15 protein-coding genes are annotated in these 17,838 nt (G+C 75.1%); 7 read left to right on the plus strand and 8 right to left on the minus strand.

Features of this window, described 5'->3' with window-relative positions:
- Nucleotides 1–66: 66 nt before the first annotated feature.
- A complete protein-coding gene (locus tag ACQ614_RS07425) occupies nt 67–843 on the minus strand; it encodes a glutamate racemase (protein ID WP_431677596.1) in 777 nt (258 codons plus the stop codon).
- A gap of 71 nt (nt 844–914) precedes the next feature.
- Between ACQ614_RS07425 and ACQ614_RS07430 the strand changes: the two genes are divergently transcribed.
- Nucleotides 915–2,054 (plus strand): glycosyltransferase, encoded by a 1,140-nt coding sequence (locus ACQ614_RS07430; protein WP_431677597.1) that lies wholly within the window; start codon nt 915–917, stop codon nt 2,052–2,054.
- Nucleotides 2,055–2,181: 127 nt separating this feature from the next.
- Here the strand turns inward: ACQ614_RS07430 and ACQ614_RS07435 are convergent, their stop codons facing one another.
- The 7 genes from ACQ614_RS07435 to ACQ614_RS07465 form a co-directional block, all read right to left on the minus strand.
- Nucleotides 2,182–2,757: a flavodoxin family protein gene (locus ACQ614_RS07435; RefSeq protein ID WP_431677598.1), complete on the minus strand. Its 576-nt coding sequence runs from the start codon at nt 2,755–2,757 to the stop codon at nt 2,182–2,184.
- Between the two features lie 149 nt (nt 2,758–2,906).
- Nucleotides 2,907–4,106, minus strand: coding sequence for a glycosyltransferase (locus tag ACQ614_RS07440; RefSeq protein WP_431677599.1), 1,200 nt, complete (start codon nt 4,104–4,106; stop codon nt 2,907–2,909).
- 5 nt (nt 4,107–4,111) lie between these two features.
- On the minus strand, nt 4,112–5,305 hold the full coding sequence (locus tag ACQ614_RS07445) for an ABC transporter ATP-binding protein (protein WP_363495698.1): 1,194 nt from the start codon (nt 5,303–5,305) through the stop codon (nt 4,112–4,114).
- Nucleotides 5,295–6,191, minus strand: a complete 897-nt coding sequence (locus tag ACQ614_RS07450) for an ABC transporter permease (protein WP_431677600.1) — start codon at nt 6,189–6,191, stop codon at nt 5,295–5,297. The genes ACQ614_RS07445 and ACQ614_RS07450 overlap by 11 nt, the downstream gene beginning before the upstream one ends.
- 137 nt (nt 6,192–6,328) lie before the next feature.
- Entirely contained in the window at nt 6,329–6,970 is a 642-nt protein-coding gene (locus ACQ614_RS07455) for a thiol:disulfide interchange protein DsbA/DsbL (protein ID WP_431677601.1), read from the minus strand.
- A gap of 124 nt (nt 6,971–7,094) precedes the next feature.
- Nucleotides 7,095–7,937: an SPFH domain-containing protein gene (locus ACQ614_RS07460; protein ID WP_431677602.1), complete on the minus strand. Its 843-nt coding sequence runs from the start codon at nt 7,935–7,937 to the stop codon at nt 7,095–7,097.
- Between the two features lie 158 nt (nt 7,938–8,095).
- Complete coding sequence (locus tag ACQ614_RS07465; protein ID WP_431677603.1) at nt 8,096–9,181, minus strand: glycosyltransferase; 1,086 nt, start codon at nt 9,179–9,181, stop codon at nt 8,096–8,098.
- Between the two features lie 225 nt (nt 9,182–9,406).
- On the opposite strand from ACQ614_RS07465, the gene ACQ614_RS07470 reads away from it, so the two are divergent.
- The 6 genes from ACQ614_RS07470 to ACQ614_RS07495 all read left to right on the plus strand — a co-directional run bounded on the left by ACQ614_RS07470 (nt 9,407) and on the right by ACQ614_RS07495 (nt 17,791).
- Nucleotides 9,407–10,543, plus strand: a complete 1,137-nt coding sequence (locus tag ACQ614_RS07470) for a glycosyltransferase family 4 protein (protein WP_431677604.1) — start codon at nt 9,407–9,409, stop codon at nt 10,541–10,543.
- A 437-nt stretch (nt 10,544–10,980) separates the two neighbouring features.
- On the plus strand, nt 10,981–12,786 hold the full coding sequence (locus ACQ614_RS07475; RefSeq protein WP_431677605.1) for a tyrosine-protein kinase family protein: 1,806 nt from the start codon (nt 10,981–10,983) through the stop codon (nt 12,784–12,786).
- Nucleotides 12,783–13,877, plus strand: a complete 1,095-nt coding sequence (locus ACQ614_RS07480) for a glycosyltransferase (RefSeq protein WP_431677606.1) — start codon at nt 12,783–12,785, stop codon at nt 13,875–13,877. Before ACQ614_RS07475 ends, ACQ614_RS07480 begins: the two co-directional genes overlap by 4 nt.
- Nucleotides 13,878–13,938: 61 nt before the next feature.
- Nucleotides 13,939–14,982, plus strand: a complete 1,044-nt coding sequence (locus tag ACQ614_RS07485; RefSeq protein ID WP_431677607.1) for a GNAT family N-acetyltransferase — start codon at nt 13,939–13,941, stop codon at nt 14,980–14,982.
- The gene (locus ACQ614_RS07490) at nt 14,982–16,595 is read left to right on the plus strand and encodes a hypothetical protein (protein ID WP_431677608.1); all 1,614 of its coding nucleotides are present in this window, start codon (nt 14,982–14,984) and stop codon (nt 16,593–16,595) included. The genes ACQ614_RS07485 and ACQ614_RS07490 overlap by 1 nt, the downstream gene beginning before the upstream one ends.
- Nucleotides 16,592–17,791: a DegT/DnrJ/EryC1/StrS family aminotransferase gene (locus ACQ614_RS07495; RefSeq protein WP_431677609.1), complete on the plus strand. Its 1,200-nt coding sequence runs from the start codon at nt 16,592–16,594 to the stop codon at nt 17,789–17,791. Before ACQ614_RS07490 ends, ACQ614_RS07495 begins: the two co-directional genes overlap by 4 nt.
- Nucleotides 17,792–17,838: the final 47 nt, after the last annotated feature.

A 17,838-nucleotide genomic window follows, 5' to 3' on the forward strand; every position in this document is an offset into this window, starting at 1 on the left:
CCGTCACCCTACGAACGGACGGCCCGTCGGCGGGCCGGAACGGTGCAATCGCCGCCGGGCAGCGGCTCAGGCCGGGACGGCGCTCGAGATCAGCCGGCCCTCCGGGTAGCGGGCGGCGGCCTCGGACAGGACGGTCGGACGGCCGCTGTGCAGCACGGCCAGCGTTCCGCCGCCCGCGGTGACGCCCGCACCGTCGAGCCGGCGCAGCGCCTGGGCGGCCACCGCGTCCGCGGAGCCGTACAGCCGCAGGCCGGGGGCGGCGGAGTCGGCGAGCGCGGCACGGATCTCGTCCCGGACGAGCTCGTAGTGGGTGCAGCCGAGGACGACGCCGGTGGTGCCGGCCGGGGTGCGGGCCGCGGCATCGGCGACGGCGGCCACGATGGCGGCCCGGTCGCCGCGCTCCACGGCGTCCGCGAGGCCCGGGCAGGCCACCTCGGCGACCTCGGCGGAGCCGCCGAAGTCCGCGATCAGGCCGCGCTGGTAGGCGCTGCCGGTGGTGGCCGGGGTGGCCCAGATCGCGACCCTGCCGCCGGCGGCCGCGGCCGGCTTGATCGCGGGGACGGTGCCGATCACCGGCAGGCCCGGCTCCAGCTCGGCCCGCAGCCGGGCCAGGCCGTGCACGGAGGCGGTGTTGCAGGCCACCACCAGGGCGTGCGGCTCGAGGGCGGCGGCCGCCCGGGCACAGGCCAGGGCGTGCTCGGCGATGTCCTCCGGGGTGCGCGGACCCCAGGGCATGCCGTCGGGGTCGGAGGACAGCACCAGGTCCGCGTCGGGGCGCAGCCGGCGCAGGGCGGCGGCGGCGGCGAGCAGTCCGAGTCCGGAGTCCACCAGTGCGATCTTCACAGGGGACGACTCTACCGAACCGCCCCGCACGGGAACCGCTGCGGACGGACCCGGTGCGGCAGACTGCCAGCGTGACCGTGCTGCAGTGGGTGTCCGCGCTGTCCCTGGCCGTCTGGGTGTGGCTGGCCTGCTGCCACGGCATGTTCTGGCGCACCGACCAGCGGCTGCCGCCCCGGCCCGCACCGCGCAGGTGGCCGTCGGTCGCCGTGGTGGTGCCCGCCCGGGACGAGGCCGCCGTACTGCCGCACTCGCTGCCCGGGCTGCTCGCCCAGAAGTACCCCGGCTCGGCCCGGGTGATCCTCGTCGACGACCACAGCTCCGACGGCACCGGCGCGATCGCCGAACAGCTCGGCGAGGGCGGCGGGCTGCCGCTGACGGTCACCACCCCTCCCCCGCTCCCCGACGGCTGGACGGGCAAGCTCTGGGCCCTGCGGCACGGCGTCGAACTCGCCGGCGACACCGGCCACCTGCTGCTCACCGACGCCGACATCGCCCACGGCCCGACCCTGCTCGCCGACCTGGTCGCCGCCGCCGAGGCGAACGGCCTCGACCTGGTCTCGCAGATGGCCCGGCTGCGGGTGGAGACCCGGTGGGAGCGGCTGATCGTCCCGGCCTTCGTGTACTTCTTCGCCCAGCTGTACCCGTTCCGGTGGAGCAACCGGGCCGGGGCCGGGACCGCCGCCGCGGCGGGCGGCTGCACCCTCGTCCGGCGGGAGGCGCTGGAGCGGGCGGGCGGCGTGGCCGCGATCCGCGGGGCGGTCATCGACGACGTCAACCTCGCCCGGGCGGTGAAACGCACCGGCGGCCGGACCTGGCTCGGTCTCGCCGAACAGGTGGACAGCGTGCGGCCCTACCCGCGGCTGGCGGAGCTGTGGAGGATGGTGTCGCGCAGTGCCTACGCCCAGCTGCGGTACTCGCCGGTGCTGCTGGCCGGGACGGTCCTGGGGCTCGCCCTGGTGTACCTGGTGCCGGTCGTTGCGGTGGTCGCCGGGGCGGCCTCGGGGTCGGCGTGGACGGCCGCACTCGGCGGCGCCGCCTGGGCGGTGATGGCGGGGACGTTCGTCCCCATGGAGCGGTACTACGGGCGGCCGGCGGCGGAGGCGCTGCTGCTGCCGTTCACGGCGGGGCTGTACCTGCTGATGACGGTCGACTCGGCAGCACAGCACTGGCGCGGCCGAGGAGCGGCCTGGAAGGGCCGCACATACAGGTAGGGCCGCCCAAAACGGGGGCGCGGGAACCGCGCGAGTCGGAAGGCATCGACCATGTGCCTTGCCGCTGCGCGCAGTTCTCCGCGCCCCTGTCGGCGTACCCGGTTGCCCGGCGCCCCCGGAGTACCGGTCAGGCGGAGATGCGGTGGGCCTGCTCGGCGACGCGGCGGCCGAGGTGCTCGGCGGTGGCCAGGTCGGACTTGTGCATGGCGTCGGCGCCCTGGTCGCCGTTGGACTGGGCGGCGGCACCGAGCCACACGCCGAGGCGGTTCAGGTCGAACTCGGAGGCGGTGGACTTGTTCCAGCCGGGCAGCAGGCCGAGGTTGACCCACATCATGCTGTGCTGGGCGGCGAACAGCGACAGCGACTGCAGGCTGTGCAGCTTGTCGCCGCTCTTGGCGCCGGAGTTGACGAAGCCGGCGGCCAGCTTGTCCTTCCACTGCTGCTTCATCCAGCGGCCGCTGGTCTTCTCGACGAAGGTACGGAAGGCCGCCGACACGTCGCCCAGGTAGGTCGGCGAGCCGAAGATGATGGCGTCGGCGGTGTCGAGCTGCTCCCACTGCTCGTCGGTGATCTGGTCGACGGCGATCAGGTGGACGGTGGTGCCCGGAACGTCCTCCGCGCCCTGGCGGACGAAGTCGGCCTGGCGGGCGGTGTGGCCGTAGCCGCTGTGGTAGGCGATGGCGACGCTGATCTCGCGTGACATGCTGTCAGATCCCTTGGTTGGAAGGAAGGCGGAGCGGTCGCCGCGCGCTGCGCCCGCGAACGACCCGACGTATGGATGCTGCCAGCTGCGGCAACGCCGTTACAACGCCGGATCGACGGGTCCGATCACTGGGAATGCCGGACGGCGGGTCACCGTCCGAGCAGGCGCAGTGCGGTGGGCTTGGTGAACTCGTAGCGGGTCATCTGCTCGAGGTCGCGCAGCCAGCGGGCGGGGCCGGGCGGGGCGGCCAGCACTTCGAGGTAGAGCTGTTCGAAGGCGCTGGTGACGCTGTCGAGCGAGAACCGGCCGACCACCCATTCGCGCCCCCAGCGGCCGAGTTCGGTGCGGCGGCCGGGGTCGTCGAGGAGGCTGCGGAGCTGGTCGGCGAGCGGCCCGGGGTCGCGGCTGCCGTCGCCGAAGCCGTACATGCAGCGGGAGGCGTGCGGTTCGACGAGCGGGCCGGGTTCGTGGACGGCGGTGTAGCCCGCGGCGCCGTGCACGACGACGGGCTTGGCGAAGGCCAGGCCGCGGAGGGCGGAGCCGCCCATGCCGAGGACGACGTCGGCGGCGTCGTAGGCGGGCCTGGGGTCGGCCATCTGGCCGGGGACGAGGACGGCTTCGCGTCCGAGGGCGGCGTTGGCCTCGGCGGCGCGGGCGCGCAGCCGCTCCAGGCTGGGGCCGGCGCCGACGACGGCGAGGCGGACCCGGGGGTCGTCGAGCCTGCGGACGGCGTCGACGGTGAGTTCGGCGCCGGCGTCCTTCTCCAGGTCGGGCACCAGGCGGGTGACGATGGCGAGGAGCAACTCCTCCTCCCCGATGCCGTGTTCGCGGCGCCAGGCGGCGCCGTCGACCTGGCCGGGGGCGTCGGTGCCGGTGTTGACGGGCGGTTCGACGAGGCGGACGTCGCGGTGGCCGAAGGCCCTGCCGTCGCCGACGAGGGCGCCGAGGCCGAGGACGAGCGGCTGGTGCCTGGGCATGCCGCGCAGCATGCGGATGCCGTAGAAGGTGGTGACGACGGGGATCCGGCCGAGCCGGCCGGGCCCGAAGAAGCCGTTGCGGGCGGCCCGTACCTCCCAGGCGTGGATCAGTTCGCTGCCGTGTTCGTCCGCCAGCTTCTGCATGCTGCGGCGGACCTCGGCGTGCGGGGTGTCCGGGCCGCCGGCCACCACCACGTCGAGGCCGTGGCCGGCGGCGACCCCGACCAGGGGCGCGTCGCCGGCGACGCCCTGGGCGAAGAGCACCGGGTGGTGGCCGCGGTCGCGCATGGTGCGGGCGATGTCCACGGCGTTGAGCTGGGCGCCGCCGAGGGCGAGGTTGTTGAGGTGCACGAGCACCCGGACGGGTCTCACCGCGGTCACTCCTCCCAGTGGTGCGGGACGAAGACCGGCGCGGCCAGCACCACGGCGCGCGGCGGGGTGTCCAGCATGGGGCCGAACACGTCGAACTGTCCGACGGAGTGCCAGCTCATCAGGGTGCCGCCGTCGGTCTTGCCGATGGAGTAGACGCCCGCCCAGAGGGTGTAGCGGCCGCGGGGCAGCGGGAGGCGGGGTATCACGCAGGCGACGTGGTGGTCGTCGCCGGTGAGCCGGATCTCGTGGCTGATCTGGAAGATCGGGCTGGAGGTGCCCTCACTGACGCCGAGGTGCAGGGTGGCGTCGCCGCGGTAGTCGCCGCCGAGGGTGAGTTCGACGGTCATCGGCTCGTCGGTGACGAGGTTCTCGCGGTCCTCGCCGGTGACCTCGTACTTGAGCAGTTGGAGCGGTTCTCCGGTGCGGGCGGAGGCCTCGGACTGGGCCTCGATGGAGTCGCGGTACCCGGCGAGGGCGTCCTTGATCCCGGCGTCGACCCGGACGGTGCCCTGCTCCAGCCAGACGCCGCGGCGGCAGATGGACTGGACGGCGGGCAGGTCGTGGGAGACGAAGACGATGGTGGTGCCCTGTTCGGCGACCTCGCGCATCCGGTCCAGGCAGCGCTGCTGGAAGACGGCGTCGCCGACGGCGAGCACCTCGTCGACCAGCAGGACGTGCGGCTCCAGGTAGGCGGCGACGGCGAAGCCGAGGCGCATCTGCATGCCGGAGGAGTAGAACTTGACCTGCCGGTCGATGGCGCCGCCGAGGCGGGCGAACTCGACGATGTCGTCGAAGCGGGACGCCACTTCGCGGCGCTTGAGGCCGAGCAGCGCGCCGAACAGGTAGACGTTCTCCCGGCCGGTGAGGTCCGGGTGGATGCCGGCCCGGATCTCGATCAGGGCGCCGATCCGGCCGCGGACGTCGATGATGCCGCCGTACGGGTACATCACCCGGGTCAGCATCTTCAGCAGGGTGGACTTGCCGGAGCCGTTGGAGCCGATCAGGCCGACGGACTCGCCGGGTTCGATGTGCAGGTTGATGTCGCGCAGTGCCCAGCGCCAGTCCTCGCCGCGGCCGCCGCGCAGCCGGCGGGCCATCGACTCGACCTTGTCGCGCAGCAGCATCCGCTGCTGGTCGGCCTTGAAGCGCTTCCAGACGTGCTCGGTGCGGATGGTGCCCAGCTCGTACTCACGCGACATCGGCGATCCCCGTTTCCAGCTTCTTGAAGAACAGGTAGCCGCCGACCAGGAAGACCAGCGAGGACACCGCGGCGATGACGGTGAGGCGGGCGTCGGGGGCCTGTCCGTACAGCAGGGCGCGGCGGTAGCCCTCGATGACGGCGCCGAGCGGGTTGATGCCGCAGTAGATCTCCTGCATCCGGGCGGGGATCCGGGCCAGCGGGTACGCGACCGGGGTCGCGAAGACGCCCATCTGCGTGATGATCGGCAGCAGGTGGCGGACGTCGCGCAGGTACACCACCGCGACGGAGAGGATCAGCGCCACGCCGTAGGTGAAGGCGAACTGGATCGCGAGCAGCGGCAGCACCCACAGGGCGGTCGCGGCGGGGGCCGTCCAGGTGGCCAGGAAGAGCACGCCGAGCACGCCGACGCCGATCAGCATGTCGACGGAGGCGACCAGCATGGTGGCCAGCGGGAAGACCTCGCGCGGGCAGTACACCTTGTTGAGCAGGCTGAGGTTGTTGGCGAGGCTCAGCGCGCCCTGGTTCATGGTGTTGCTGAAGAACTGCCAGACGATCAGGCCGACGTAGGCGAACAGCGGGTAGGACACCCCGCCGGTGTCGATCTTCACGGCCCGGTGGAAGACCAGGGTGAAGATGGCGCACAGCGCGAGCGGGGTGAGCACCGCCCAGGCGAAGCCGAGGACGGCCTGCTTGTAGCGGGCGCGCAGGTCGCGTTCGGCGAGGGCGCGGACGAGTTCGCGGGCGGCCCAGAGTTCGCGGGCGGTCTGCGCCGGGCGCAGCCGCCGTTTGAAGACCAGCTCCGGCGGCGGTCCTTCGGGCACGGCCGGCCGGGCCGCCGTCTCCGTCCCGCGCCCGTCGACGACCTGCGTGCTGTGTCCCCCCACGGGCCCCCGCCCTCTCGCATGTGGATGCCGGTGGGCCGCAGCTCAGCAGAGGTGCGGCCCGGGCGTCCCACTCTGGCACAAGGTGTGCGCGCCAGGGGCTTGTTCGGTGAAGGTGGGACGGGTCGGCGGCGGGGGGCTCAGCGGTGCTCGACGAGGCCGTCCATGGCGTCGGGCATCCGCTCGACGCCGCCGGCGCCGGTCGGGGACGTCCGGCCGGAGCCGATCAGCACGGTCGGGATCTCGGTGATGCGGTTCCGGACGAGCTGCTCGGGGGCGTCGGCGACCAGGCGGTCCACCTCGGCGGAGCGGTACGCGGCCCGGAAGGCGGCGGTGTCCACGCCCTGGGTGAGCGCCCAGGCCTCGGCACCGGACTCGGTGGCGAGGTCGGCGCGGCGCTCGCGGACGGCCCGGAACGCCGCGGCCTGCAGCCGGTCGACCTCGCCGAGCCTCTCCAGCGTGTAGTACAGCCGGGCGTGGCCGAGTTGGCGCTGCTCGTCGGGGCCGCCGGGCCAGACGGCGGGGACTCGGCGCAGCAGGACGTCCGCGCTGTGCCGGGCGGCCCAGCGCTCCAGCGGCTCCTCGAACAGGGCGCAGTGCTTGCAGCCGTACCAGAAGAACTCCACGGCCTCCTGGTGCTGGGCCGCGGTGCGCTGCGGGTGGCCCGGGTGCAGGGCGTGGGCGCCGTCCCGCGGGGTGTCGGGGGCGGCGGCCGCGGCGGTGCCCGGGGCGAGGCCGGCGGTGATGGCGAGCAGGGCGGTGGCGGTGCGCAGCAGCTTCACGGGCGCCAGCCTGGCAGTGGCGCCGCGTCATGATCCAGCCGGAGCAGGGCGGTCGGGGACGGATTCGCCCGATCGGCCGAGTGCGGGTCTTCGAAGGCACTCGGGTAGTCGGTTCGGGGGCGGCTCAGGCCTCCGGGGCGGGCTCCGGCTTCGGCGCGGGCGGGTCCACGGGTGCGGCGGCCTGGTGGGGGACGGCGGGTGTCGCCGCGGCGGCTGCGGCCTTGGCGGCGCCGGCGTCGAAGAAGCGCAGCAGCTCGACCGGGAAGGGCAGCACCAGGGTGGAGTTCTTCTCGGCGGCGACCTCGACGACGGTCTGCAGCAGGCGCAGCTGCAGGGCGGCCGGGGTGGCGTCCATGACGGTGGCGGCCTCGGCGAGCTTGGCGGCGGCCTGGAACTCGCCGTCGGCGGTGATGATGCGGGCGCGGCGCTCGCGGTCGGCCTCCGCCTGGCGGGCCATCGAGCGCTTCATCGAGTCGGGCAGCGCGACGTCCTTGATCTCGACCCGGTCGATGTGCACGCCCCAGCCCACCGCCGGGCTCTCCAGCATGAGTTCGAGGCCGCGGTGGAGCCCCTCGCGGCCGGAGAGCAGGTCGTCGAGCTCGCTCTTGCCGATGATGGAGCGCAGCGAGGTCTGGGCGACCTGGGACATGGCGAACATGTAGTTCTGCACGTCGACGGTGGCGCGGATCGGCTCGACGACCCGGAAGTAGACCACGGCGTCGACCCGGACGGAGACGTTGTCGCGGGTGATGCCCTCCTGCGCGGGCACCGGCATGGTGATGACCTGGACGTTGACCTTGCGCATCCGGTCGACGACCGGGATGAGCAGGGTGGGGCCGGGGCCGCGGACCTGCCTGCGGACCTGGCCGAGCCGGAAGACCACGCCGCGCTCGTACTGCTGGACCACCCGGACGCCGGTGATCAGCCAGAGCAGGCCCACTCCGACGATGATCGCGAGTACCGCCATCGCACACCCCCCGCCGCGGCGCAGCCGGGCCGGGTCCGGGGTGGCCCTGTCGCGCGGGTGCGAGCCGCGGAGCACAGTATGCGCCCGGCCGCCTGCGGCGGACAGGCAATTGCAGGTGAACGATCGCGCCCCTGAAGTGCCCGCCCGGGCACCTTGTTTCAGCGGCGGGCGGTTTCGGTGAGGAGTTGCTGCCAGGCGTCGGTGACGACGGCGAGGTCGAAGCGGGCGAGGGCGTGGCGGCGGGCGGCGGCGCCGAGTGCGCCGTGGGCGTCGGCGAGCAGCTTCTCGGCGGCGACGGCGAGGGCGTCGGCGTCGCCGGGCGGGACGAGGGTGCCGGTGACGCCGTCCAGGACGACGTCGCGGACCCAGCCGACGTCGGTGGCGACGGCGGGCAGGCCGGCCAGGGCGGCTTCGATCAGCACGCCGGGCACGCCTTCGCTGTCGCTGGTGAGCAGCAGGGCGTCGGCGGCCCGGTAGAGCGGTGCGGGGTCGGCGAGGGTGCCGAGGAAGGTGGCGCGGCCGGTGGTGTCGCGGGCGGCGGTGGCGGCGCGCAGCGGGCCGTCGCCGGCCAGGGCGAGGTGGACGCCGGGGATCTTGGCCAGGGCGTCGATCGCGAGGTCGGGGCGCTTCTCTCCGGCGAGGGCGCCGACCCAGGCGAGCAGCGGCCCGTCGGCGGGCAGGCCGAGGGCGGCGCGGGCGGCGCGCCGGTCGGCCGGGTCGGCGGCGGGCGGGTAGCGGTCGGCGGCGCGGCCGTTGGGGATGGTGCGCACCGTGCGGGCGGGCAGCCGGAAGTGGTCGAGGAGGACGGTGCGGGCGCCGTCGGAGATGGCGGCGACGGCGGCGGCGCGGCGCAGCAGGAGGCCGGTGCGCAGGCGGCGGGCGGGGGTGGCCGTCCAGTGCCGGGGGTCGCCGATGTTGACGTAGACGAAGGGGGTGCGGGTGCCGAGCAGGGCGGCGGCGCAGGCCGGGAGGGTGGAGGAGCCGTGGGCGACGACGACGTCGGCGCGGCGGGCGGCGGCGCGCAGGGCCCGCAGGGTGGCCGGGTGGTAGCGGGTGGCGCCGAGCGGGGGCGCGTCCCGGGCGTCGGGCGCGTCGGGGTGCGGCTGGAGGGAGCGCAGTTCGGAGCGGTGGCCGCGGCGCAGCAGTTCGGCGTGCAGGTCGCGGGCGAGGTTCTGCGCGCCGCGCCGCCGCGGGTCGGTGACCAGGTGCAGGACGGCGGGCTGCGCTGACTCGGCGGCTGGCATGCCCCGACCCTGGCACAGCCCGCCCGCGCCGCGCAGGTGGTTGCCGGGATCGGGGCGGGCGGGCCGGCGGGGTGCGCGGGCGCGGGCCGTGCGGGCCCCTCCTGCCGGATTTCCTGGCGGAGGCGGGCCGGGGCTGGGATGCTGAGCGCCTGTCAGTGCGCGGGACGGGCGGGAGACCTGCCGCGCCGGGGTTCCCGGGGGGTCGCTGCTGTGCATGTGCTCTATGTGATCGACAGCCTGCACCGGATCGGCGGTGCCGAGCAGGGGCTGGCGGCGATGGCGCCGCACCTGGTGCGCTCGGGGGTGCGGCTGGACGTCGCGTACCTGAAGGAGTCGCCGGACGGGTTCCAGCCGCAGCTGGTGGCGGCGGGGGCGCGGGTGTTCGGGGTGCACCGGGCGGGGCGGGCGGGGACGGCGGCGGGGCTGCGCCGGCTGGTCCGCGAGCACCGGCCGGACCTGGTGCACACGACGCTGTACGAGTCGGACGTGTTGGGCCGGGCGGCGGCGCTTGCGGCGGGGACGCCGGTGGTGTCGAGCCTGGTGAACTCCTCGTACGGGCCGGAGCACCTGCACGCGCGGGGGCTGTCGCCGTGGAAGGTGCGGGCGGCGCAGGCGGTGGATGCGGCGACCGCCCAGGGCACCCGGCGGTTCCATGCGCTGACCCGGCACGTCGCCTCGTCGATGGCGCGGCGGCTGCGGGTGTCGCCGGACCGGATCGACGTGGTGCCGCGCGGGCGCGACCCGGAGCTGCTGGGTTCGGTGACGCCGGAGCGGCGGGCCGCGGTGCGGGCGGCGCTGGGGCTGGCGGAGGACACCCCGGTGGTGCTGGCCGCGGCGCGGCAGCAGTACCAGAAGGGCCTGGACGTGCTGGTGGAGGCGTTCGCGCAGGTGCGCCGCCAGGTGCCGGAGGCGGTGCTGCTGCTGGCGGGCAGCCCGGGGACGGAGACGGCGCGGCTGGAGGAGCTGGCGGGCCGGGCCGGGCAGGTGCGTTTCCTGGGGCCGCGCGGCGACGTGTACGACCTGATGGCCGCGGCGGACGCCTTCGCGGTGCCCTCCCGCTGGGAGGGGCTGGGCAGCGCGGCGATGGAGGCGATGGGCGTCGGGGTGCCGCTGGTGTGCGCGGACGTGCCGGCGCTGCGGGAGACGGTCGGCTCGGAGGACTATGCGCTGCTGGTGCCGCCGGAGCGGCCGGCCGAGCTGGCCGGGGCGCTGGTGTCGGCGCTGGACGACACGGCGGCGGCCCGGGTGCGGGTGAAGGCGGCGCGGGCGCGGTTCCTGGCCTCGTTCACCCTGTCGCAGGTGTGCGCGCAGATGGTCGGCTTCTACGAGCGGTCGCTGCACCGGGTGCCGGCAAGAGGCTGATTCGCACGATGGATTGACGAACCGTCAAACTCGGACAATCCCGCTGGAACCGTTGCAGGGCGTGCGGGAGCGCCGAAATGCGCCCTGCCGAGAATCGTCAAAGCGCTTGCGCCGCAGATCCGCGACGGCAAGCATCGCAGGGGGGAAGCGGGCAGCCGGGGGGTACGGCGATCCGCGCGAGGCATCCGGGCCGGGGCGGCCGGGTGGGCGACGCCGTCAGGGGGCCTGATGTCACTTCGACAGCCACGATGCGCCGGCCTGCCGCCGGGCACCCGCCGACCGGATGCGTTACCGGCCGCCACCTGACCGCGCACCCCGGGGCCTCCCGGGGCCGTCCCGTCCAGCCTCACCGCACCCGGCGCCACCGGGGTCCGCCGACGACGCGGCCCGACCTGTCCGCCGCGTGCCCGCACCACGATCGCGAGGGGAACCAACCGGTGGAACCGGCAAACCACTTCACCGTCCTGCGGCGCTACTGGCGGCTGCTGGTCGGCTGCACCGTCGCGGCGCTGATCATCGGCTTCCTGCTCACCCCGGCGGGCGACGCCGTGGACGACGGCAAGTGGCAGTGCAAGGTCGCGATCACGCCGGTCGCCGGCGCCGGCGAGTCCGTCCGCGCCGACCAGGTGCTCAGCTACGCGCAGGGCTCGGACGTGACCACGACCGCCGCCAAGAAGCTCGGGATGACCGACGTGGCCGCCCTCGCCGCCCGCCGGACGGTCACCGCGGCCTCCACCCAGATGCTGGTCTTCACCACCACCGGGCCGACCCAGCAGACCTGCACCGACCTCGCGGCGGCGCTCTCCGAGGCCACCATCAACGGCTACAGCCAGGAGTCGAAGAAGAGCGCCGACGAGTCGATCAAGCGGCTCCGGGCGCAGGCCGACAGCCAGCAGGAGCAGGTCAACAGCCTCCAGCACGCCTTCACCAAGGCCGGCGCCGGCGACCAGCCGAAGCTCCAGCCGCAGCTGACCGCCGCCCTGAACGCGCTCACCAAGACCCTCACCGACATCAGCACCCTGCAGAACTACAGCCAGACCGACGCCATCCAGCAGTGGGGCAGCATCGACGCCAAGGAGGCCGGCGGCAGCCTGCTCACCTCCCCCAGCCGCGGCATGCGGCTCTCGCTGGCGGTCGTCCTCGGCCTGTCGCTCGGTGTGGTCGCCGCGCTGATGCTCAGCCGGATGGACACCCGGCTGCGCACCCGCAACACCACCGAGGAGGCCTTCAACCTGCCGGTCATCGGCGAGATCCCGCAGCTCGGCCGACGGCTGCGGCGGCTGCGCGAGCCGCTGGTGGTGGCCCGCCCCTCCGACCCGGCCGCCGAGGCGTACCGCTCGCTGCGCTCCACCCTGCTGCTGACCGGCCCCGAGTCGCTCTCCGGCCGGCCCGGCCAGGAGCGCACCGGGACGGCCAGGAAGGCCCGCACCGGCCCAGCGCCGGTGGTCCTGGTGATGTCCGGGCGCAGCGGTGACGGCCGCACCACCACCGTCGCCAACCTGGCCGCGGCGCTCGCCGAGACCGGCCGCGCGGTGCTGGTCCTCGACTGCGACTTCCGCCACCCGCAGGCCCACCTGCACTTCGGCGTCGGCGACGGCCCGGGCATGGCCGAACTCCTCAGCGGCGAGCGGCTGCCCGCCCTGGACGACCTGATCCGGGAGACCGGGGTGGAGGGCGTCCGCCTGATCACCGGCGGCAACACCACCGCCTACCCGGCGGCGCTGGTGCTGCGGGCCGGCGAGGTGCTGCGCCGGGCCCGGGAGCACGCCGACGTGGTGCTCATCGACACCTCGCCGCTGCTGCACGCCAACGACGCCTACGACCTGGTCCAGCACTCCGACGCGGTGCTGGTGACGGCGCTGGCCGGGAACGTGACGCCGGAGCAGGCCGACCGGGTCTCCGAGCTGCTGGCCCGGACCGGTGTGCCGGTGGCCGGTGTGGCGCTGCTCGGCACCATCGGCCCGTCCGGGCGCCGGCTGAAGCGGGACGGGCTGCGCACCGGCGCACTGCTGATCGGCCGCACCGGCGGCCCGTCCGCCCGCGCGGCGGCCGAGCGGCCCGCGCCCGCGCCGGTGCCGGCGCCCGCCGAGGAGCCGGCCGAACCGGCGGCTGCGGAGCGCGCGCCGCGGCCCGACCCGGCGGTCGCCGAGGAGCACCACCGGGCGGCGCCCAGCTGGGCCCGCCGCCCCGCCGAGTCGGTCGCGGAGACCACTCTCCAGCTGCGCGAAATCGAGGACCGGTGAGCGGCCGGCGGCGGGTGCTCTGGCTCGCCAAGGGGCTCGGCCGGGGCGGCGCCGAACAGCTGCTGCTCAACTGCGCCCGGCACGCCGACACCGAGCGGTACGAGATCGAGGTCGCGTACGTGCTGCCGTACAAGGATGCCCTGGTGCCGGCGCTGGAGGCGGCCGGGGTGCGGGTGCACTGCCTGGGCGGGGCGCCGGGAGCGCTGTGGCCGGTGCGGCTGCGGCGGCTGCTCTCCGAGCGGCGCTACGACCTGGTGCACTCGCACATGCCGATCCCCGCGGTGGCGGCCCGGCTCGCCGCGTTCGGGCCGCGGGCGCCGCGGCTGGTGCACACCGAGCACAACGTCTGGGAGCGCTACCGGACGGCGACCCGCTGGGCCAATGCGCTGACCTACCGGCGCAACGACGCGGTGGTCGCGGTCTCGCACGCGGTGGCGGCCACCATCGCCCGGCGCCGCCCGGCCGAAGGCTGGGTGACGGTCGTGCACCACGGCCCGGACCTCGCCGGCGCGCCCGAGGGGCCGGCCGCCCGGGCCGCCGCTCGCACCGAACTCGGCCTGCCGCAGGACGCGCTGGTGGTGGGCACGGTCGGCAACCTGACCGCCAAGAAGGACCAGGCCGGCCTGCTCGCCGCCTTCGACCTGCTGCGCCGCGAGCACCCGTCGGCGGCCCTGGTGCTGATCGGCGCCGGCCCGCTGGAGGCGGAGCTGCGGGCGAGGGCCGGGGCGGGGGTGGTGTTCGCCGGCTCCCGGCCGGACGTGCCCGCGCTGCTGCCCGCACTGGACGTGTTCACCCTGAGCTCCCGCCAGGAGGGCCTGCCGGTCGCCCTGATGGAGGCGATGACCAGCGGCCTGCCCTCGGTGGTGACCCGGGTGGGCGGCATGCCGGAGGTGCTGGACGACGGCGAGCAGGGCCTGCTGGTGCCGCCCGGCGACCCGGCGGCCCTGGCCGCGGCGCTCGGCCGGCTGGCCGCCGACGAGGGGCTGCGCGAGCGCCTCGGCAAGGCGGCCCGGGAGCGGTCCCGCGGCTTCGACGTGGCCGGGGCGCAGCGCGCGATCGAGCAGGTGTACGCCCGGGTGCTGGCCCGCTGACCGGGGTGGCGGCCGGCCCGCCGGGCCGGGCGAGCGAGACGACATGGAGCCGAAGACCCAGATGACCTCATCAAGCGCCGGGCTGACGTACCGTCCACTGAGGGACGCCGACACGCCCGCCGTGCTGGAGCTGCTGACCGCCTCGCTGGCGGGCGGGCCGACCGGTACGCGCAGTGCCGAGTTCTTCGAGTGGAAGCACCGGCAGAATCCGTTCGGCTCGAGCCCCGGGCTGGTGGCCGAGCACGCGGACGGGCGCCTCGCCGGGGTGCGGCTGTTCCTGCGGTGGCAGTGGCAGTCGGGCGGCCGGGCGGTGCCCGCCGTCCGCCCGGTGGACACCGCCACCCACCCGGACTTCCAGGGCCGCGGGATCTTCCGTGACCTCACGCTGCGGCTGCTGGAGGAGGTCTCCGCGCAGGCCGAGCTGGTCTTCAACACGCCGAACGGCAACAGCCTGCCGGGCTATCTGAAGATGGGCTGGCAGGAGCTCGGCCGGGTGCCGATCGCCGTCCGGGTGGCGCGGCCCGCCGCGTTCGCCCTGGGGGTGCGGGCGGCATTGGCACGGCGCTCCGGCGGCGGCGAACGGCCGCTCGCCTGCGCGCTGCCGACCGCCGCCGAGTGGTTCGCGGGGCCGCGCACCGGCCTGGACGAGCTGCTGCGGGAGCGGGCCGCCGCCGACGTCACCGACACCCGCCTGGCGGTGCGCCGCACCTCGGACTTCCTGCGCTGGCGGTACGGCGACGCCCCGGGCCTGGACTACCGGGTGGTCACCTGCCACCGCGGCGGCGAACTCGCCGGTCTGGCCGTCGGCCGGCCCCGCCGGCGCGGGCCGCTGCACGAGTTCACGCTGGCCGACGTGATCGTCCGTCCGGGCGACCGGGGCAGTGCGGCCCGGCTGCTGCGGGAGGCCGCCCGGGCGGGCTGCGACCACGTGGCCGGGCACCTGGCGGCCGGCACGGAGGCGGCCGCGGCGGCCCGGCGGGCCGGGTACCTGACCGCGCCGCGCACCGGCATGGTGCTGGCCGCCCGGTCCCCGTCCGGCCCGCTCGCCGCGGGCCGGACCCCGGCCGACTGGCGGTTCAACCTGGGCGATCTGGAGGTCTTCTGATGGCGGCTCCGGCCGCGGCGGCCCGCCTGCTGCCCGGCCGGGCGGCGCTGGCCGCGCTGTCGCGGCGGGTGCCGTGGCCGTCGGCGGTCGCGGGCGCCCTGGTCGTCGGCTACGTGACGGCGTTCGTGCTCGCCATGGTGCACACCGGCTACGACACCTGGGGGGCGCTGCTGGTGCTGCCCGCGCTGATGGCGATCGGCACGCCGATCCTGGCGCGGGTGGCGGCGGCCAACCCGGAGAAGGACGTCTTCCGGCTGCTGATGCTGGCGATGGCGCTGAAGCTGCTGTGCGCCTTCCCGCGGTACCTGATGGCCTTCGTGCTGTACGGCGGCGCGGCCGACGCCAAGATGTACCACCAGCGGGGCACCGAGCTGGCGCTGTTCCTGGACAGCCACAACCCGCTGTCCGGCACGTTCCACTACGACCTGGGGATGAAGGTCGCCGGCACCGGCTTCGTCATCATCGTGACCGGCGTGGTGTACGCGATCACCGGGCCTTCGCTGGTCGGCGGGTTCCTGGTGTTCTCCTGGTTCGGCTTCTGGGGCCTGCTGCTGTTCTGGCGGGCGCTGCAGATCGCCTTCCCGGAGGCGGACTCCCGGCGGTACGCCAAGCTGGTGTTCTTCCTGCCGTCGCTGCTGTTCTGGCCGTCCAGCATCGGCAAGGACGCCTGGATGATGTTCTGCCTGGGCCTGACCACCTACGGGGTGGCGCGGCTGCTGGACCGCCGGTTCGGCGCGTTCCTCTGCATCGCGCTGGGCTCGCTGGGCACGGCGATGGTCCGCCCGCACGTGACGGTGCTGGCCGGCGCGGGCCTGACGGTGGCGTACGTGCTGCGCCGGCGGCCGCAGCAGGTGAGCGCGCTCGGGCCGTTGCGGACGATCCTGACCGTCGCGGTGCTGGGCGTGATGGTGATGCTGATGCTGCAGCAGGTGTCCACGTTCTTCGGGACGAGCGGCACCGGCGGCGACAGTGTCAACCAGGTGCTGTCGGAGACCTCGCGGCGGACCTCGCAGGGCGGGTCGGTGATCAACCAGGGGGCGGCGGACGAGGAGTCGCCACAGGTCAGCCTGAATCCCGCCGGTCTCCCGGTGGCCGTGATCAGCGTGCTGTTCCGGCCGTTCCCGTTCGAGGCGTCGAACATCCAGAACCTCGTGCAGTCCGTGGAGTGCTTCGCGCTGCTGGTGATGTTCATCCGCAGCTGGCCTCGGCTGAGCCAGGTGCCGCGGTGGTTCCTGCGGCGCTCGTACATCGCCTTCACGCTGGTCTACTCGCTGTTGTTCTGCTGGGCCTTCTCGACCATCAACAACATGGGCATCCTGTCGCGCGAACGCGTGCAGGTGCTGCCGCTGGTGCTGGTGCTGCTCGCCGTGCCGCGACCCGACGGGGACCGCCCGAAGGCCCGCGCGCACTCCCGGCCGCCGCTGTGGCGGGTGCAGCCCGGGCAGTGGGGCGGGCGGACGGGCGCCGCGGCGCAGGAAGCCCCGGTCCGCACCGGCGGTCCGGACGCACCACCTCCACCCGGCCATGCGCCGACGGCCGGCAGCGCGCCGGCACCCGGCGGACGGCCGGCATCCGGCACCACATCGACCCAGGGGGGATCGACCCGACCATGACGACCACCGACCTCGACACGCCCGCCGCCCTCGGCGGCACCCCGGCCTTCCCCGACGGCCTGCCACTGACCCGCGTCAAGGTGCCGCACAGCGAGGAGGCGCTGGCCAGGATCGCCGCCGTGCTGGAGAGCGGGCAGCTCACCAACGGCCGGACGGTCGCCGAACTCGAGGAGCGCGCCGCCGAACTGCTCGGCGTGCAGCACGTGGTGGCGGTGTCCAACTGCACGGCCGGCCTGATGCTGGTGCTGCAGGCCGCCGGGGTGGGCGGCGGGCGGCCGGTGCTGATGCCCGGCTTCACCTTCTCGGCGACCGCGCACGCCGCGCACTGGGCGGGCGGCACCCCGCTGTTCGCCGAGGCCCGCGAGCAGGACATCACCCTCGACCCGGAGGACGCCGGGGCCCGGCTGAAGGCCGCCGACCGGCCGGCCGCGCTGATGGCCACCCACGTCTACGGCACGCCCTGCCAGGTGGAGCGGCTGCAGCAGGTCGCCGACGCGTCCGGGGTGCCGCTGGTCTACGACGCCGCGCACGGCTTCGGCAGCGCCCGCGGCGGGGTGCCGATCGGCGGCTTCGGGCTGGCCGAGGTGTTCTCCATGAGCCCGACGAAGGTCGCGGTGGCCGGCGAGGGCGGCCTGGTCGCCACCCGGGACGCCTCGCTCGCCGCGACCCTGCGCACCGCCCGCGACTACGGCAACCCGGGCGACTACGACACGCTGTTCCCGGGCCTGAACGCGCGGATGAGCGAGCTGCACGCGGCGGTCGGCCTGGCCTCGCTGACCGGGCTGCCCGAGCGGGTGGCGCACCGCGGGGCGCTGGTGGAAGTGTTCGCGGCCGCCGTGGCCGGGCTGCCGGGCCTGCGGCTCGCCCTGCCGGAGCCGGGCGACACCTCGACCTTCAAGGACCTCACGCTGATCGTGGACGACGCCGCCTTCGGGCTCGGTGCTGCGCAGCTGGGCCGGGCACTGAAGGCCGAGGGCGTGGACAGCCGCCGCTACTTCCACCCGCCGGTGCACCGGCAGAAGGCCTATGCGCACCTGGGGCAGGCGGAGGCGCTGCCGCTGACCGACCGGCTGGCCGACTCGGTGCTCACGGTGCCGCTGTGGTCGCACATGGACGCGGATGCGGTGCGCCGGGTCGCGGGTGCGGTGGTGAAGGTCCAGGCGCAGGCCGGGCGGCTGCGGGAGGCGGGTGTCTGACCCGGGAGCCGGCGGGGGCCTTCGAGCCGCCGTGCGGCGCTGTGGGC

The sequence above is a fragment of the Kitasatospora dryopteridis genome (genome assembly GCF_050749075.1).
Taxonomy (GTDB): Bacteria; Actinomycetota; Actinomycetes; order Streptomycetales; family Streptomycetaceae; genus Kitasatospora.

What these genes read in the sequence shown, in the direction of transcription:
- ACQ614_RS07435 (WP_431677598.1), bottom strand. Translation starts at nt 2,757, where the DNA reads ATGTCACGCGAGATCAGCGTCGCCATCGCCTACCACAGCGGCTACGGC.
- ACQ614_RS07445 (WP_363495698.1), bottom strand. Translation starts at nt 5,305, where the DNA reads ATGTCGCGTGAGTACGAGCTGGGCACCATCCGCACCGAGCACGTCTGG.
- ACQ614_RS07460 (WP_431677602.1), bottom strand. Translation starts at nt 7,937, where the DNA reads ATGGCGGTACTCGCGATCATCGTCGGAGTGGGCCTGCTCTGGCTGATC.
- ACQ614_RS07465 (WP_431677603.1), bottom strand. Translation starts at nt 9,181, where the DNA reads ATGCCAGCCGCCGAGTCAGCGCAGCCCGCCGTCCTGCACCTGGTCACC.
- ACQ614_RS07485 (WP_431677607.1), top strand. Translation starts at nt 13,939, where the DNA reads ATGACCTCATCAAGCGCCGGGCTGACGTACCGTCCACTGAGGGACGCC.
- ACQ614_RS07490 (WP_431677608.1), top strand. Translation starts at nt 14,982, where the DNA reads ATGGCGGCTCCGGCCGCGGCGGCCCGCCTGCTGCCCGGCCGGGCGGCG.
- ACQ614_RS07495 (WP_431677609.1), top strand. Translation starts at nt 16,592, where the DNA reads ATGACGACCACCGACCTCGACACGCCCGCCGCCCTCGGCGGCACCCCG.